This is a genomic window from Halorussus vallis, from assembly GCF_024138165.1.
Lineage (GTDB): Archaea > Halobacteriota > Halobacteria > Halobacteriales > Haladaptataceae > Halorussus > Halorussus vallis.
Map to the genome: position 1 here is coordinate 82,501 of NZ_CP100002.1, position 17,350 is coordinate 99,850.

The following is a 17,350-nucleotide window of genomic DNA, read 5'->3' on the forward strand; positions in this document are numbered from 1 at the left end:
ATTGTCGGCGTCCGGCCAACTGCGACCATGGGGTTCATCGACGAGCGATACCTGTTGGACACCGACGCGGCCGCCCGGCTCTACCGGTCCATCGAGGACCTGCCGGTGGTCGACCCGCACAACCACGTCGACCTCGCGGAGGTCGTCGAGAACGAACCGTGGAGCGACGTCTGGGAGGTCGAGGGCGCGACCGACCACTACGTCTGGCAACTGATGCGCAAGCGCGGCGTCCCCGAGGAGAAGATAACCGGCGACGCGACCAACCGCGAGAAGTGGGACGCGCTGGCCGCGGTGTTCCCCGACTTCGCGGGCAACCCGACCTACGAGTGGGTCCACCTCGACCTCAGGCGCCGGTTCGGCATCGAGGAACCCGTCAGCGCCGAAACGGCCGACGAGATATGGGCCGAGACGAAGCGCCAACTGGCCGAACCGGAGATGCGACCCCAGCGCGTGCTCCGGGACATGAACGTCGAGGTGCTCTGCAGCAGCGACGACCCGACGTCCGACCTCTCGTACCACGAGCGCGCCGAGGACGAGGTCGAGGGCGTCGACGTCCGGCCGACGTGGCGGCCCGACCGCGCGCTGAAGATCGACGCCGAGGCGTGGTCGACGTTCGTCGCGGAACTCGACGAGGCGACCGACGTCGACGTGGATGACGGCGGTTTCGCGGCCTTCTTGGACGCGCTCGCGGAAACCCACGATTACTTCGTCGACCGCGGCTGCGTCGCCTGCGATATCGGCACCGGGACCGACCCGATCTCCAAGCCCGTCAGCCGAGAGCGGGCCGCCGCGGTGTACGAGAAGGCCCGGCGAGGCGAGAATCTGGCCTCCGACGAAGTCGAGGACTACAGGGCGTTCCTGCTGGAGTTCGTCGGCGAGTTGAACAGCGAGGCGGGGTGGGTAACCCAATTGCACGTCGGCGCGGTCCGGAACTACCGCGCGTCGCTGTACGACGAACTCGGCCCGAACGCCGGCGGCGACGTCTCGACCCAGGACGTCGACCTGGTCGCCAACCTCGATCACTTCCTCGACCGCTTCGACGGCGAGATGGAGATCGTCCTCTACGTGCTCGACCCGACCCACTACCCGAGCGCGACGGTGGTGGCCCGGGCGTACCCCAACGTGAGCGTCGGCCCCGCGTGGTGGTTCAACGACAGTCCGTTCGGCATCGAGAACCAACTGGAGCGGGTCGCGTCGGTCGACCTACTCTCGAACTTCGCGGGCATGGTCAGCGACTCGCGCAAACTCGTCTCCTACGGCTCGCGGTTCGAGATGTTCCGGCGGACGCTCGCGAACGTCGTCGGGCGGATGGTCGAGCGGGGCCAGATGCCCTACGACCACGCCGAGCGACTCGTCGAACACGTCGCCTACGACCGGCCGAAAGAACTGTACGGGTTCTGAGCGAAAGGGCGGTTCGACGACGGGCGGTTCGACGACGGGCGGTTCGACGACGGGCGGGTCGGGTCGGGCCAGGACGGTCGGGGCGGGATGTGGCGGCGCAGGGCGTCGCGGGGCGTCGCGGTCAACGTCGCGACGCCCCGCCACCGACAAAGTGAAGTGAGTTTCCTCGGTTGTACCGCGTATGGGTGAACGACTCAGCGGAGAAACCGCAATCGTCACCGGGTCTAGCCAGGGTATTGGAAAGGGGATCGCCGAGCAGTTCGCCGCGGAGGGCGCGAACGTCGTCGTCAACTCCCGGTCGGCCGACCGCGCCGAGGAAGTCGCGGCGGCGATCGAGTCCGAGGGCGGCACCGCCATCGCCGTCGCGGCCGACGTCAGCGACGAGGACGAGATGGAGGCGCTGGTCGAAACCACCGTCGAGGAGTTCGGCCGACTCGACGTGATGGTGAACAACGCCGGCATCACGACCCTCGGTCCGGCCGAGGAGTTCGACGTCGAGGAGTGGCGGCGAATCGTCGACGTCAACCTGGTCGGGACGTTCATCGGCTGTCAGGTGGCCGGCCGGCAGATGATCGACCAGGACGGCGACGGCGCCATCCTCAACGTCTCCTCGCTGATGGCCAGTCGCGGGCTTCACCTCCGGTCGCCCTACTGCGCGTCGAAGGCGGGCGTGAGCAACCTCACGAGGACGCTCGCGGTGGAGTGGGCCGAGCACGACGTCTCCGTCAACGCCCTCGCGCCGGGGTACATCTGGACCGAGATCACCGACCAGACCCAGGGCTCGGGCGGCTACACCGACGACGACATCCGCGACCGGACGCCACTCGGCCGGTTCGGGTCGGTCGAGGAGATGGCCGAGTGTGCGCTCTTTCTGGTCGGCCGGAACAACTTCGTCACGGGCGAGGTGCTCCACGCCGACGGCGGGTGGAAGGCCTACGGTTGGGGATGCGGCGACCAGTAGGGAAGTAAACGGCGGGGCGTCTGAACGCGACGACCGTCGCGTTCGGACGCCCGCCAATTTTGGATGACTCGCCGTTTCGAGAAATCGGGAGACGCGTTCTGAGGAACTGAATCCTGCGTTCTGAAATGCTGGGCCGACGTTCAGAGATTCGGAACGGACGGCTCAGTAGTTGACGTTGAGTTCGATGACGTTCGCCGCGTTGAGCACGCGCTCGGGCAGGTCGCCGTGGAGGTCTTCGTCGCTCACCCGGCGGGCCGGCGCAGAGACGCTGACGGCCCCCAAAACCTCGTTCGAGGAGGACTTCACCGGAGCGGCGATACAGCGCAGTCCCTCCAGGCGTTCCCCGTCGTCGATGGCGTAGCCCCGCTCGCGGATGTCGGCCAGCGCGTCGAACAGTTCCTCCTCGGTCCCGATGCTCTCGGAGGTTTCGCGTTCGAGGCCGCGTCGGTCGATTATCTCCGCGACCCGCTCCTCGGGGAGGTGGGCGAGGATGGCCTTTCCGAGCGCCGTGGTGTGGAGGTTCACCCGGAGGCCGGCGTAGGTGTCGAGGTCGACGGCCTTCTCGCCCTTGGCGCGCATCAGGTAGACGCCCATCCCCTGCTCCTCGACCAGCAGGTTGGCGAGTTCGCCCGTCTCCTCGGCGAGCAGTTTGATCTCGGGTTCGGCCACCTGGTAGATCTCCATGGACTTGCGGGTGTGGCCGCCCACTTCGAGGAACTTCAGGCCGAGGCGGTACTCCTCGTCGACCTGCTCGACGTACCCGTGTTCCCGGAGCGTGGTCAGGTGGTTGTGGACCGTGCTCTTGCCCATGCCGAGGTGATTCGAGAGGTCGGTCACCCGACACGGTCCCCGCTCCATCAGCGCTTCGACCAGCCTGAGCGTTTTCTCGGTGGTTCGGACGGGGTGTTTCGCCTCCATGTTTGGGTAATTCTTGCGCCCGGGGGTCATAAGCGTTCTGGATATTAGAACGAGCGGCGATCGAAACTACCGAGGCGATTCGGCGAACCGGGCCGCCGTCGGCTACCGTCGTCCGAACCGGCGACTGCGAGCGTATCGGCGCGGCTACCGGCCCGAATCGAGCGGCGTGGGTGAGGCAAACGACAGGCAGGAGTCACCACCGGAACAGCCGATACACTGAATAACCCTCAGTAATGAACCCATATTCTTTGCTTCACGTTCAATTTTCCGTCGTTAGCGTAACTGCCTAATCCGGCGTCTTTCAACCGTATTCTGCATCTATCGAACGCGCCAGCCGCAGATAGGGTTTATTCCTCTAATGCATATCATTGGGTGGTACTCTCGAAGGGTCGTTCGTCCCGAAACGCGGCGGAGACGGAGCGTAGCGGTTATCGACGGGGCGAGACGGCGATAGTGACCGCCACCGCCGCCGAGAAACGTCGGTAAAGCGGTCGTTGGTCGACTTTTTCGGAGGTGCGTTGTCCGCGTGTCCACCGGAAATACTCGATTCAGTTAGTAACGACGGTTAGGAACGAGAGACGTAAACAATGTCCAAGCCGAGCTAGGGAAATCGTTATACTATCGCTCCCGTAGTAGTTCATATGGACGAAGAGAGTCAGGACGTCGCCGTCCTCCACGCGGAGAACGTGGGCGGTATCGACGAAACCGACGTGGAGTTGGCCCCCGGCGTCACCGTCCTCTCGGGACGGAACGCGACCAATCGCACCTCGTTCCTTCAGGCCATCATGACCGCGATGGGGAGCGAGCAGACGAGCCTCAAGGGGGACGCCAAGGAGGGCGCCGTCGAACTGCAGATGGGCGACGAAACCTACAGGCGGACGCTCGAACGGGGCGACGGCGGCGGCGTCGTCCGAACCGGTGACAGCTATCTCGACGACCCGTCGCTGGCCGACCTCTTCGCGTTCCTGCTCGAACGGAACGAGGCCCGGCAGGCGGTGGCCCGGGGCGACGACCTCCGCGAACTCATCATGCGGCCCGTCGACACCGACGAGATAGAGGCCGAGATAGAGTCGCTGAAGAGCGAACGCGACCAGATAGACGCCCAACTCGAACACATCGAGGACCGCAAGCGCGACCTGCCGGAACTCGAACGCCGCCGCGGCGAACTCGAATCTCAGATCGAGGAAACCCGCGAAGAGTTGGCCGAGAAGGAGGCCGAAATCGAGTCGCTCGACGCCGACGTCGAGCAGGCCGCCGAGAACGAGGTCGACTCGACGCTCGAGGAACTCCGCGAGACGCGCTCGGAACTCGAGGATGTCCGGTACGACATCGACACCGAAGAGGAGAGCCTCGACTCGCTGCGGACTGAGCTCCGGGAGCGACGCCAGGAGCTCGAATCGCTGCCCGACGCGCCCGAACCGGACGACGAGGTGGACGAGCGCCTCCAGCAGCTCCGCGACGAGAAGCAGCAACTCGACGCCGACATCAGCCAGCTCCAGAGCGCCATCTCGTTCAACGAGGAGATGCTCGATTCGCACGGCGAGCGGGTCTTCCAGCAGGACGGCGGCACCAGAGTGCACGACGGCTCGGTGACCGACCAGCTGGTCGAACCCGAAACCAGGGTAACCTGCTGGACCTGCGGGTCGACCGTCGACCAGTCGAACATCGAGACGACGCTCGACGAACTCAAGGAGCGCCGGGCCGAGAAGATAGAGGCCGTCTCCGAACTCGAAGACGACATCGAGTCGCTACAGACCGAGCGTCGCGAGCGCCGCGAGCGCGTCCAGCGCCGCGAGTCGGTCGAGCGCCGAATCGAGGGGCTCGACGACGAGATCGACGAGCGCGAGCACCGCCTCGAAGCGCACAAGGACCGGGCCGACGAACTCCGCGAGGAGATTCGGTCGCTCGAAGCGGAGGTCGAGGACGCCGACGACGGGATGAACGAGGTGCTCGAACGCCACCGCGAGGCCAACGACCTGGAGTTCGAACTCGGCCAACTCGAATCCGAACTCGACTCGATCGGCGAGGAGATACAGGTCATCGAGGACCAACTCGACGAGGAGTCGACGCTCGAAACCCGGCGCGAGGAGATCGCCGACGAACTCGTCGACCTGCGGACCCGCATCGACCAGGTCGAGCGCGAGGCGGTCGAGCAGTTCAACGAGCACATGGCCGCCATCCTCGACATCCTGGAGTACCGCAATATCGACCGCATCTGGATCGAGCGCGTCGACCGGGAGGTCCGCGAGGGCCGGCGCAAGGTCGAACGGACCCAGTTCGAACTCCACGTAGTGCGCACGACCAGCGGCGGTGCGACCTACGAGGACACCGTCGACCACCTCTCCGAGAGCGAGCGGGAGGTGACCGGCCTCATCTTCGCGCTGGCGGGCTACCTCGTCCACGAACTGTACGAGGAGGTGCCGTTCATGCTGCTCGACTCGCTCGAAGCCATCGACTCCGAGCGTATCGCGGGGCTCATCGACTACTTCGCCGACTTCGCGCCGTATCTGGTCGTCGCGCTCCTGACCGAGGACGCCCAGGCGCTCGACGACGAGTACGACCGGGTCACCGAGATCTAGCGCTCGCAGTCGCAGCCGCCTCGTTCGAGGAGTTCGTCGTAGGAGTACTGGTCGCCGCAATCCTCGCAGAGCACGGTGAGGTCGACGAGGACGCGGCTGTCACCGAGCGTGAGGTCGCCGGCGTTCCGCAACTGGTCGAGGTTGCCTTCCGCGACCGAGACGGTCCGGGACTGCAACCGCCGGACGCTCTCCGCCACCTTCTCGACCCGGTCCTCGTCGGCCGAGTCGTCGTACTCCGCCTGCCGGACGCCCTTCAGGTACGACCGAACCGCCTGGTAGGAGACGAAGTCCCGCTCCAGGGACTCGACGTCGACGCCGTTGCGGTCGAGTCGCCGCCGGGCGTCGGTCCGCATCCCGCTGGAGACCTCCTCGTCGGTCAGCAACCGGTAGATGTTCTCGACCTCGCCGTCGAGCGACGACATTCCCGCCTCCGCCATCGCCACCCCGAGCAGTTCGCGGTTGAACTCGTCGGCCAGGTCGCGCAGGCTCTTTCGCTCGACGCTTTCGCCGAGCCACGCGGCCTCCAGTCGGTCGCCGAACTCCTCGCCGAGTCCGTAGCGTTCGAGGAGCCGTCCGACCTTCGTCGTTGGAGCATCGTCGGCTGGCCGCGCCATTTAATCGACAGAGGTGGCGAGAGCTACTTAAGGCCCTCGCTCCGTGGAACGTCGCCCCCTTCCGGTCGTCCGCCGGCGAGACGCCAACGGACGACCAAAAGGGGCAACCGGCAACGAGGAGCAAGCGACGACCGGTCGGACGGTGAGCCGAGAGCGGACCGACGGGCGAGGACGTGGGACCGACTGGTGACGGCGCGGCGGAATCGCCGACGGTCCGTCGGCGATTCCGCCGCGCCGCGAGTCGTCTCGACCCGTCGCTCCGGTGGTTTTATGCCGGTTCGAACGCCTGTGAGGGTATGAACCAAGGTATCGTCGTCGTCGAAGATACCCCGACCCACCGGTCGCTACTGCGCGAGGCGGGCGAGTACGCGGCCGCCGCCGACGCGAAACTGCTCTTGCTGGCGTTCCTCGACCCCGAATCCTACGAGGAGGACCTCGAAACGCTCGAGACGGTCGGCAGAATCGAGAACGCGAACTACGACAGCGACACCATCATCCAGGGTGCCGCGAGCGACGCCGAGGACGTCGCCGAGGCGGTCCTCGACGGACTCGACGTCGAGCTAGATGTCGCCGTCGCGGTCGCCGAGGAGGACGAGCGAGCACGGCGCGTCATCACCGCCGGCGACGAGTACGACTGCGACCACGCCTTCATCGTCGGCAGGAGTCGTTCGCCGACCGGCAAGGCCATCTTCGGCGACTTCGCACAGCGGGTCATCCTCAACTTCGACGGCTACGTCACCACCGCCACGAAGTAACGCCGAGCGTCGAGTCGACGGAGGGGCCGTCAGTCCGACGCCGCGACGGTGTTCCGGAGCGTTCCGACGCCCTCGTAGGTGATTTCGATTTCGTCGCCGGGTTCGACGAGTCCAGGGTTCGCCGGACTCCCGAACGCGATCACGTCCCCGGGCCGAAGCGTGAACCGCTTCGAGAGGAACGAGACTATCTCCTCGGGGCCGAACAGCATCAGTTCGGTCGACGCTTCCTGGCGGCGCTCGCCGTCGATGTCGGTCCGCATCTCGATGTCCGAAGGGTCGACGTCCGTCTCGATCCAGGGTCCGAGCGGCCCGGAGCCGTCGAACGCTTTCCGGGCGGTTCGGCCCTGCTGGTCGAGCGCGTCGACGTCGTTCATCACGGTGTAGCCGCGGACGGCGTCGGCCACCTCGTCGGGCGCGAGGTTACGGCATCGCCTGTCGACGACCGCCGCCAGTTCCCCCGCGTACGTGAGTTCGTCGGTGAACGACGGGTACGGAATCGACTGCTCGTGGGCCAACAGCGCCGCGGGCGGTTTGATGAAGAAGTCGGGTTCGTCCGGGCGTTCGTACTCCATCTGCTCGAGCGTCTCGGCGTAGTTCCGACCGACGCAGTAGACCGCCGACGGCTCGCACGGCGGGAGGAGTCGACCGTGGCGACCGACCTCGTACGAGCCGTCTTCGGCGTACAGCGTGCCGTTCTCGTATTCGCCGCGAACCGGGCCGTCGGGCGTAAGCAGGCGAGCAAGTCGCATGCCGCGACGTTGACGGTCGACGGAGAAAGGAGTGGGGGATTCGCGTCGCCCCTCCGCGCCGGAGGAGCCCATCCCCACCATGTCCAGACTGTAGGAGGACGCCCGCACGCCCGGCTACAGGTCGAACACGTCGAGGCCGGTCCGCTCGTCGAGGCGGTGGATGAGCGGTGTCTCGCCCTCGGTGATCACGACCTCGAAGGTACCCGAGACGGTCGCCCCAGAGCAGTGGCCGCCGAGCGTCTCGAACGAGTCGGTCGCCACCTGGATGTGGGTGTGAATCTTGTCCGGCCCGATATTCCCGAGGAAACTCGTCACCTCGAACTGGCCCGTGAACTCCTCTTCGTCGTACTCCTGCGCTTTGACGTCGTAGTGGCCGAGCACGACCCGGTCGACCGCGCCGATTCCCGCGAGGAATCCGTGGTCGATGTCGCGCTCGTCGCGCACCGTCGCGAGCGATTCCAGCACGTCCTCGCCGGGGTCGAGACGCACGACGACCCGGTCGTCCTCTCGTACGGAGTCCATATCGAAATCACCTCCGACGACGGTCCCGCGCTTGATAACGGAGGCGATACCAGCAACATCCTCGGCCGAGGACCGGACAACCGTCCGGCCGGAGGGGTTCTACTCGGTTTCGCCGAGCGGCGTGCGGTCGTCGACGACGTCGCCGAGGTCGAGTCGGGCGAGCGTCTCGGCCATCGGGCGACCGTGCGTCCCCCAGCCTCTGGCGGCGTAGTACCGGTCGAGCGCCCGTTCGAAGTCGGCGGGGTCGATTCGAGCGCCGGGGCCGCGGTCGGTCGAGAGCGGTTTCCGGAAGGGTTCCGGGAGGTCGTCGTCGCGCCTGTCGAACCCCTCTCGGACGTTGAACAGGCGGACGAGCGTCCAGGTCCGTTCGCCGAGTCGGTACAACTCGGTCGGCGTGTACTCCCTGCCGAGCGCCTCCAGCCACTCGGCGCCCAGGTCGTCGAACGTCTCGCCGAGGAAGTCGTCGGCCGGGAGACTCCAGAGCGCCGACCGGATGTCCTGGGCGGTCACGACCGCGCGGACCTGCTTTTCGAGCGACCACTCGCCTTCGAAGACCTCGCGCTCGAACGGGCGCGCGCGGCGGTGACAGCCGCCGCGGTCGCTGGTCGCGTAGGCCAGCGCCGTGCTGCCGGCCCGCCGCGGGTCGTAGGACGGCACGGCCATCGACTTCACGGTCGGCACGAACTCCTCGCCGCCGTACCGGTCGGCGGCGACGGCGACGCCGTCGGCCAACGCGTCGGCCACCGTCCCGTCGCGGGCGGCGATTCGTTCCAACAGCGCCGCGGCCGCGTCGGCGTCGCCGAACGAGACGTCGAGGTCGAGGTGTCCGGCGTCGGCGGCCCGAATCGCCCAGGCGACGGCGTTACCCGCGCTTATCACGTCCATCCCGAGACGGTCGCAGACCGCGCCGAGCGACGCGACGTCGTCGAAGTCGTCGATGCCGAGCCCCGCGCCCAGCGTCATCGCGGTGGCGCCGCGGGGCACCGTCTCGCCGGCGTCGGTTTCGACGCGGAACCCGCCGGGATGGTCGCCGTCGGGGTGCTCGCGCTCGACGGCGCGCTCCTTCGCGGCCTCGACGCCGATGGCTTCGCTGCCGTCGAACGCCGTGGTCTGCCACCCGCGGGCGGCGAGCAGTCCGGTTTCGTCGGCGAAGTCCAGACTTTCGAGCGTCGCGCCCGCGGCCAACCAGCGACCGGTGTCGTGCTCCCGGTACGTCTCGGCGTACTCCTCGCGGAGGCGTTCGAGCGACCCGGTCGGGGCGATTTCGTCGCCGCGGACGGCGACGGCCTTCAGATTCTTCGCGCCCATCACGGCGCCGGCGCCGCCTCGGCCGGCGTGATGGTCGCCGCCGTCGGACGCGATGGTGGCGTAGTTGACCGCCGACTCGCCCGCCGGACCGACGCACGCGACGGCCGCGTCGGGAAACGCGTCGGCGGTCCGCTCGGCGTCGCGGCCCGCGAGGTGGTCGGCCGGGACGACCGACGCGTCGCCGGTGTCGATGCGTATCGCGACCGGCGCGTCGGCGCGTCCCGTCACGAACACGCCGAGGCAGTCCCGGAGGGCGCCCGCGAGGCGGGTGGGGAACCGCCCGCCGGCGTACGAGTCGAGGAACCCGCCGGTCAGCGGCGACTTCGTGACCGCGGCGTACCGCGTCTCGCCGGGGAGGTATCCCGAGAGCGGGCCGAGCACGAACCCCAGCACGTTCGCCGGTCCGAGCGGGTCGGCGCCCGGTTCGAGTTCCTCGTACAGGTATCGAGCGCCGAAACCCTTGCCTCCCAGAAAGCGCCGCCGCCACCGCTCCGGGACGCGTTCGCGGCGGACGGTTTCGGTCGAGAGGTCGACCCGGAGGACGCGGTCTCGTGTCTGGGTCACGTTCGAGAAGTATCGCCGCTCGCGGGTAAGAAGGCAGCGGGACGCGGCGTCACCCGATGCGGCGTTGGCCGATGCGGCGACGCCGCGTCCCCCGTCGCGTCTCGGCCGCCCCATCCCATCTCGACTGCGTCCCCCGTCACGTTTCGACCGAGACGTCGAACTTGCCGTCCCAGCGGTAGCGCCGCCCGGCCCAGACGAAGGTTCGCCGGGCGAGCGCGTAGGTCGTGAGCGGGACCTGGAGGAGTATCGCCGGATACGCGAGCAGGGCCGTCCACCGGCGGACGCCGAAAAAGGCGTAGACTCCCGCCAGCAGGAGCGTCGTCGCACCGAACGCGTAGAGCGGGACGAGCAAGCAGAACAGCGCCAGCGCCAGCGTGACGACCGCCCCGGACGCCAGCCCCGACGGGTCGTGCCACCGGACGATCTGGGTGAACCGGACGTGGCGTTCGAGCGTCTCGCGGACCGTGCCGCCGACTTCGACCCGCCGAACCCGCCGGAGCGGCGTCACGTCGAGGTACTCGGACAGCAGGCCGTCGTCGCTCACCGTCCGCCGGAGGTCGTCCAGGAACGCCTCGACGTCGAGGTCGTCGCGCTCGAACGCCACGGCGCCGGCCCACGCCTTGTCGCTCGCGTAGACGCCGAGGGTCCCGCCGAGCGCGTACACCGGTTCGAGCAGCGTCGACAGCGGGTCGCGTCCGACGAAGAACGGCAGTTCCGTGACGGGACCGCGTCGGTCGTAGGCGGCGTTGAGGTCGGCGAGCCAGTCGGGTGGGTGGTGGAAGTCGTCGTCCGTCCAGACGAGTCGGTCGTGTGCCGCGGCGTCCATCCCGGCCGCGACGGCGTTGGCCTTCCCCGAACACGCGGTCGGTTCGCCGGCGACGACGAGACGGACGTTTCCGGGGAGTTCGTCGACGCGGGCGGCGACGCCGTCCGCGTCGGTGTCGCAGACGACGAGGAGTTCGTCCGTCGGGCGAAGTTGGTCGGCGACCGCCTCGCACGCCGGCGTCCACGCGGTCGTCGGGAGGAGGACGCTCGTGGGTGGGGCGTCTGTCACGCCGAGGGCTTCTCGGCGGGGGGCCAAAAATTCGACGCCGCGACAGGTATGCCGCGTCGACAGTCGAGCGCCGGAGACGGCCCTTTCGAAGCGAACGCGACGCGTTCCGCGACTCGCCTCACGGCCCGGCGTCGGCGCGAACGTCCGTCTCGACGGGGTCGAACGCGTCGTCGAGCATCAGCGCCAGGACCTCATCGCCGGCGGACACTTCGAGGGTCGCTCGCCACGGGTCCTCCGAGCGTACCGAGACGGCGTCGTCGCTGGCGCAGAACTCGATCTCCCAGAACGGCCGGTCGGACAGGTCGACGCCGCGGTCGTAGCAGAACGCCACCACCGCGGGGTGCGAGAGCAGTAACTCCCCGATGGACGTCGTGAGAATCAGCTGTTCGCAGTGTTCGCAGACGTGGTCGACCGAGAGCCGAGTGGGGAGGCCGTCGGCCCGGTCGGTGAGGCTCGCGGTCATCCGCCCGCTACAGTTCGGGCAGATGCCGTCGGCGGCGAGCGCCATGCTCCGGCGCATCCGGCGGTCGGCCGTCCGGACCACCGCCTCGACGTCCCGGTCCATCACGACGCCGGGCGGGAGGTCGACCATCGCCCACGGGGAATCGCAGTCGTCGCACGCGACGGTGAACCGGCCGCCGTCGTACGACGCGACGAGTCGGGCGTCGCAGTTGGGACACCGACTGTCTATCGTCTCCGGGGCGACATCGTAGTCGCCGCGGAACCGGCCGGCCTTGATGGCTCGGTACACCTGTCGGCCGACGTACTGGAGCGCGTACCCCTCCTCGGAACGCCGGACGAAGTTGCCGCAGAGCGCCTTTAGGTGGTAGTTAAACTTCCCGCTGTCCCGGATATCGACCCGGCGATAGATCTCCGAGAACGGCGCCGGCGACCCGACGTCGCGCTCGGCCTCGGCCAGCGCGAACAAGACGGCGATGCGGGTTTCGTTCGCGAGCGCCGAGAACAACTCCTCGGACGCCGCCGGGACTCGGGTCGGTGCGTCGGAGTCGGGGTTCCGCGAGGACATTCTCTAGAGGAGCGTTCGCCCGGGTATAGCCGTTTCTCATCGCGCGAGGGCGACGTCGGCCCCTTAGACGGTGGATAAATCGGGGCTACGCACCCGATAGTAAAACCCGGTCGCGGCGATATTCCGGTCGTTCGGCTCGCACGCGAAGTCTGTGTCGCCGACCGCGAGGAGAGCATGAATCCGGGTAAGGTCCCCGTTCAGGAGTCGGAGTCGTCCCGCGACGGCGTGCTGGTCGCGGAGGTCCACCTCCGCCATCCTGACCTGGTTTTGAGCCACACCATCACGGCGGTGCCCGAGGTGACCGTCCGCCCGGAGTACCAGTCCGATATCAGTTCCGGCAGTCACCGACTGTTCCTTTCGGCGGTCGGCGACGACTTCGAGGCGTTCGAGGCGGCGCTGCTCGAAGACCCGACGGTCGCCGACCCGCTCCGGGTGGACACGTTCCCCGACCGCCGGGTTTACCGGGTTGACCTCGCGCCCGACGCCAAGCAGTTCACGGATAAGATAGCGGAACTGGGCGGCCGGGTCCTCGACACCCACAGCGAGAACGGCGGCTGGTACGTCCAGATGCGCATCCCCTCCCGGGAGATGTTGGTCGAGTTCCGCGAGTACTGCCTGGCCGAGGACGTCACCTTCCGGCTCAAACAGCTCTACAGCCCCGAACCGTCCGAACTCGGCTACCGGACCACGGTGTCCGACGACCAGCGCGAGATGCTGGTCACCGCCTTCGAGGAGGGCTACTACGACATCCCGCGGGGCATCTCCCAGAACGAACTCGCCGAGAAACTCGACGTCTCGCCGTCGGCGGTCTCCCAGCGACTCCGCCGGGCGACCGCCGAACTCATCGGCCGGACGCTGGTCGAGTCGGAAACCGAGTGAATCCGGCGGCGACCGAATTTCGGTCGCCGCCGGACGCCCGAACATCTAGTCGACGACTATCATCGCCGAGACGTATCTATCAAGGCGAAAGTTTATGTCGATAGGGTTTCCAGAATTGGACGCACCGCAAAGGTGCTCATTGGCCCCGGGCTGGCATCCCACCACCACTGCCGAAGTACCAAGATGACGAGCGGTGGCCGTATCTGTCCTCGAAGTTATCGCTCCGGGCCGCGCCGACGCGTCGAAACCGCGAGTCGAATCGCCGCGGGCGCTTACGGTCTTCGGGCCGCGCCGAACGCCAGCAAGCCGACGGCGAACGCCGCGGCGAGCACGAACGCGCCCGCCGCGGTCGCGACGGGCCCGCGCTCGCGGCGGAGTCCAGACACCGCCGCCCACGCCACGCCGGGGTACTGGCTCGGTTCGACCGACGCCGAGCGCAGGTGGCGCGTCCCGGCGAGCGGCTTGCCGTCGGCGTAGAACTCCTTGGCGAGCAGGAGGTCGTGGGTCGCCCGGACGTCGTGGCCCCGTTCCTCGAACTCCTCGATCAGGTCGGCGTGCTTGGCGAGGTACTGCTCGTCGGCCCGGCGGATGACCTCAGGAGCGGGCGACCCAGTGCCGTAAAGGGTGACGAGCGTCTCGTCGACGTACGCCAGTTTCCCAGCCTCCAGCACGCGGACGACGAACTCGGGGTCCTGGAACCGGTCGAGGGTCACGTCGAAGCCCCCGATCTCCTCGGCGACCGCGCGCTCGACGACGAGCGTCGACCCCGCGCAGGTCACGAGGGTATCGGCCAGCACGTCGCCGATGAGTTCCCGGCCGCCCTCCTTGTGCTTGTCCTCCTCGTTGCCGAGGAGCGCGGCGACGACCTCCTCGAAGGTACCGCCGGCGCCCGGCAACTCGCGCTCGTAGTCGCAGTAGGCCGCCACCCAGTCGTCCTCCTGGACGAGGCGGTCGAGTTGGCGTTCGAGTTTCGCCTCGTGCCAGACGTCGTCGGAGTCGAGGAACGCGACGTAATCTCCCTCTGCGGCCTCGATGCCGGTGTTTCGGGCCGCGCAGGCCCCGCGGTTCTCGTCGTGGCGGAGGAGCGTCACCCGGTCGTCGTAGTCGGCGACGAGTTCGGGCGTCTCGTCGGTGGAGGCATCGTCGACGACGAGGAGTTCGAGGTCCTCGACGGTCTGGGCGAGGACGCTGTCGATGGCCCGGGGGAGGACGTCGGCCCGGTCGTAGGTCGGAACGATGACGCTGACGCGAGTCATTTCCGCGGAGGTTCGGGCGTCGGGGGCTTTATTATCGAGTCGGTAAGCCGCGCCGGCCGGCCGAAACGGGCCGACCAGAACGTTTAGCCCGCTTATAAGAAAGACCGCTGGGTGACTAGAGGCTCACAACGAATGTACGCGACTCGCACGTCTACGAGGCCGACCGGTGCCGGCGTATCGCCGGCGCCGGTCGGTAGGCGGTTCCCGGTCGGCGAGCGCCGGCCGGACCGGCCGGCGGAGCGGCTGTCAGGTCGACCGGCCGGCCGACCGTCGGGAGGTGAGCCGCGGTGAAGCGCAACATGGTGACGGCGTTCGTGTCGGTGGCGCTGGCGAAGGTCGCGACCCTGCTGTCGCTGGCGGTCATCACGCCGGTCGTCGTCCGCCTGCTGGGGGCCGACCAGTACGGCACCTACGCCACCCTGCTGTCGGTGTTCAGCCTCTCGATGATTCTGTTCAGTTCGGGCATCAACGGCGGTTCGCGCAAGTACATCGCCGAGGAGCGCGACGGCGAGAACTGGAAGAGCCACGTCTTCGGCTTCTACTTCCGGCTGGCGACGCTGTTCGCGCTGGTCGGCGCGGTCGCGTTCTGGGCGGCCGCCGAGTACGGCGTCGTCGCGGCGCTGTTCCCCGACAAGGAGCTCACACCGTACTTCTACCTGCTGGCGTTGATGGTGCCACTCGCGCAGTTCAGCAACTACGTCCGGCGGTCGCTGATGGGGCTGAAACTGGAGCACGTCGCCCAGCCCATCAAGGTTTCCTTCACGCTCATCTACGCCGTGGTCGCCATCCTGCTGGCCGGACCGTGGATATTCGACATGGGCGTCAAAGGGGTGTTGCTCGGTCGCGTCATCGGCTGGGCGGCGACCATCGGCGCGGCGCTGTGGTTCGCCTCGCGCCACCTGAAGCTGTCGTACATCTTCCGGCGCACCCCGAAGGACTTCCCGCGGCGGAAGCTGCTGGGGTTCAACAACCTCTCCATCGTCTACATGTTCCTGCTCACGTCGCTCTATCACGTCGACATCATCATGCTCGGGATGAACGTCGGCAAGGACCAGGTGGGCTACTACAAGGCGGCGCTGGTGCTCGCGGAGTTCCTCTGGTTCGCACCCCAGGCCATCCAGTCGGTGATGGTCCAGTCGACCTCGAACCTCTGGGCTCAGGACCGCGTCGAGAAGATAAACGAGATCGCCTCGCGGGTGACCCGCTACGGCCTGCTGTTGACCCTCTTGCTCGCCATCGGCATCGGCGCGCTCGCCCGGAAGTTCGTCCCGTTCTACTACCCCCAGGACTTCCAGGCGTCGGTGCTGCCGCTGCTGTTGCTCCTGCCGGGTGCGCTCGGCTTCGCGGTGGCGCGACCCATCCTCTCCATCAGCCAGGCGAAGGGCGACCTCAAACCCCTGGTGGTGGCGACCGGCGCGGTCGCGCTCCTCAACGTCGGCCTGAACGCGCTGCTCATCCCGCGCTTGGAGATCGTCGGGGCCGCCATCGCCACCTCCATCGGTTACGGCTCGCTGCCGCTGTTCCAAGTCGCGGTCGCCCGGCGACTCGGTTTCCACCCGTTCGAGGACGCCCGCCTGCTCCGCATCGGACTGACGGGCGTGCTCGCCGGCGTCCCCATCGTCCTGCTGGCGACGACCATCCAGAGCACGCTGCTCGCGCTGGCGGTCGTCCCGCCGGTGGGCTTCGTCGTCTACGCCATCGCGGCACTACTGACAGGCGCGGTCGAGTGGGACGAGATTCTGGACGTCACTTCCTCGCTTCCGGGGTCGCTGGGACAGAAGGCCGCCAAGCTTCGCTGGCAGTTCCACGACCCGTGGGAGGACAACAAGTCCGACGACAACAAGGTCCAGGCGGTGTTCGCGTTCGCCGGCGTGGCGCTGCTGGCGGCCGGCCTCGTTGTCTCGCTGAGCGGCGGGCTGGGCGCGATGGTCGGCGGGCCGGCCGACGACGCACCGGGGCCGAGCGGCCCCGGGACGACGCTCTCGCCGGTCGACACCACCGAGACGACCGACCAGCAGGCCGACGGCGGCGACAAGGGCGACGACGGAACGACCGAGAAGCCGGCGGGCGACGGCGGTGGCGGCGGCGATAGCGGCGATTCCGGCGGCGATGGAGCAGGCGGCGGGTCGAAGAACGCCACGACCACCGAAACCACGACCGAACGGCAGTCCGGCGGGAACGACGGAAGCGACGGCGGTTCCGGCGGCGGCGGTGACGGCGGCAACACCGGCGGCGGGAGCGACGGCGATTCCGGCGGCTCCGACGGCGGAAACGATGGTGGAAATAACGACGGCGGCGACTCCGGCAACGACGGCGGTTCGGACGACCCGACCACCACGACCGAGACGACCACGACCGAAACCACGACGGAGACGACCACCGAGACGACGACCGCCGACACGACGACCGAGACGACAACAACTACGACGACTACGACAACGACGACTACGACGTCCGATACGACCACGACCACCACCACCACCACCACGACTACCACCACCGAAACGACTACGACGACCACGACGACGGATACCACGACCACCACCACCACCACGAGCGGTTCGGGCGCGGGCGGCTCCACCAACGGTACCGCCACGAACGGCACCGCGACCGACTACGGTCGGTTCGCGATGCTGGCCGCCGGCGGGGCACTCTTCGTCGCCGGAATCCGGTGACGCGGCGATAAGACGTCTGTTTCGCGGTTTGTTCGTCTTCGATTTCTGGTCACTACCGAGACGACCGCGGCATCGCCGCGGTCGTCTC

General features: G+C 67.8%; 14 protein-coding genes. 6 read left to right on the forward strand and 8 right to left on the reverse strand.

Annotation, left to right across the window (positions count from 1 at the left end):
* The first annotated feature begins 27 nt into the window (after window positions 1-27).
* On the forward strand, window positions 28-1,401 hold the full coding sequence (gene uxaC, locus NGM07_RS23010) for a glucuronate isomerase (RefSeq protein WP_253521546.1): 1,374 nt from the start codon (window positions 28-30) through the stop codon (window positions 1,399-1,401).
* 181 nt (window positions 1,402-1,582) lie between these two features.
* Complete coding sequence (locus tag NGM07_RS23015) at window positions 1,583-2,362, forward strand: SDR family NAD(P)-dependent oxidoreductase (RefSeq protein ID WP_253521548.1); 780 nt, start codon at window positions 1,583-1,585, stop codon at window positions 2,360-2,362.
* Between the two features lie 162 nt (window positions 2,363-2,524).
* On the opposite strand, the gene NGM07_RS23020 is transcribed toward NGM07_RS23015, so the two are convergent.
* Window positions 2,525-3,280: an IclR family transcriptional regulator gene (locus tag NGM07_RS23020; RefSeq protein WP_253521551.1), complete on the reverse strand. Its 756-nt coding sequence runs from the start codon at window positions 3,278-3,280 to the stop codon at window positions 2,525-2,527.
* A gap of 641 nt (window positions 3,281-3,921) precedes the next feature.
* Between NGM07_RS23020 and NGM07_RS23025 the strand changes: the two genes are divergently transcribed.
* Window positions 3,922-5,859, forward strand: a complete 1,938-nt coding sequence (locus NGM07_RS23025) for an archaea-specific SMC-related protein (RefSeq protein WP_253521554.1) — start codon at window positions 3,922-3,924, stop codon at window positions 5,857-5,859.
* Here the strand turns inward: NGM07_RS23025 and rdfA are convergent.
* On the reverse strand, window positions 5,856-6,473 hold the full coding sequence (gene rdfA / locus NGM07_RS23030; protein ID WP_253521557.1) for a rod-determining factor RdfA: 618 nt from the start codon (window positions 6,471-6,473) through the stop codon (window positions 5,856-5,858). The genes NGM07_RS23025 and rdfA overlap by 4 nt on opposite strands.
* Before the next feature lie 296 nt (window positions 6,474-6,769).
* Between rdfA and NGM07_RS23035 the strand changes: the two genes are divergently transcribed.
* The gene (locus tag NGM07_RS23035) at window positions 6,770-7,228 is read left to right on the forward strand and encodes a universal stress protein (protein WP_253521559.1); all 459 of its coding nucleotides are present in this window, start codon (window positions 6,770-6,772) and stop codon (window positions 7,226-7,228) included.
* 29 nt (window positions 7,229-7,257) lie between these two features.
* Here NGM07_RS23035 and NGM07_RS23040 read toward each other — a convergent pair whose 3' ends face one another.
* From NGM07_RS23040 to NGM07_RS23060, 5 genes are all read right to left on the reverse strand, one after another.
* Window positions 7,258-7,977, reverse strand: a complete 720-nt coding sequence (locus NGM07_RS23040; protein ID WP_253521562.1) for a fumarylacetoacetate hydrolase family protein — start codon at window positions 7,975-7,977, stop codon at window positions 7,258-7,260.
* 114 nt (window positions 7,978-8,091) lie between these two features.
* Window positions 8,092-8,499, reverse strand: coding sequence for a PPC domain-containing DNA-binding protein (locus NGM07_RS23045; RefSeq protein ID WP_253521565.1), 408 nt, complete (start codon window positions 8,497-8,499; stop codon window positions 8,092-8,094).
* Window positions 8,500-8,598: 99 nt separating this feature from the next.
* On the reverse strand, window positions 8,599-10,371 hold the full coding sequence (locus NGM07_RS23050) for an aldehyde ferredoxin oxidoreductase family protein (protein ID WP_253521567.1): 1,773 nt from the start codon (window positions 10,369-10,371) through the stop codon (window positions 8,599-8,601).
* A 136-nt stretch (window positions 10,372-10,507) separates the two neighbouring features.
* On the reverse strand, window positions 10,508-11,425 hold the full coding sequence (locus tag NGM07_RS23055; protein WP_253521569.1) for a glycosyltransferase family 2 protein: 918 nt from the start codon (window positions 11,423-11,425) through the stop codon (window positions 10,508-10,510).
* Window positions 11,426-11,543: 118 nt separating this feature from the next.
* On the reverse strand, window positions 11,544-12,452 hold the full coding sequence (locus tag NGM07_RS23060) for an ArsR/SmtB family transcription factor (RefSeq protein WP_253521571.1): 909 nt from the start codon (window positions 12,450-12,452) through the stop codon (window positions 11,544-11,546).
* Window positions 12,453-12,626: 174 nt separating this feature from the next.
* Between NGM07_RS23060 and NGM07_RS23065 the strand changes: the two genes are divergently transcribed.
* Window positions 12,627-13,331 carry a helix-turn-helix domain-containing protein gene (locus NGM07_RS23065; RefSeq protein WP_253521573.1) on the forward strand — a complete coding sequence of 235 codons (705 nt, stop codon included), beginning with the start codon at window positions 12,627-12,629 and terminating at the stop codon, window positions 13,329-13,331.
* Between the two features lie 272 nt (window positions 13,332-13,603).
* On the opposite strand, the gene NGM07_RS23070 is transcribed toward NGM07_RS23065, so the two are convergent.
* Window positions 13,604-14,587, reverse strand: a complete 984-nt coding sequence (locus NGM07_RS23070; protein ID WP_253521575.1) for a glycosyltransferase family 2 protein — start codon at window positions 14,585-14,587, stop codon at window positions 13,604-13,606.
* A gap of 287 nt (window positions 14,588-14,874) precedes the next feature.
* Here NGM07_RS23070 and NGM07_RS23075 point away from each other — a divergent pair, with 287 nt between their 5' ends.
* A complete protein-coding gene (locus tag NGM07_RS23075) occupies window positions 14,875-17,262 on the forward strand; it encodes an oligosaccharide flippase family protein (protein ID WP_253521578.1) in 2,388 nt (795 codons plus the stop codon).
* Window positions 17,263-17,350 lie beyond the last annotated feature (88 nt).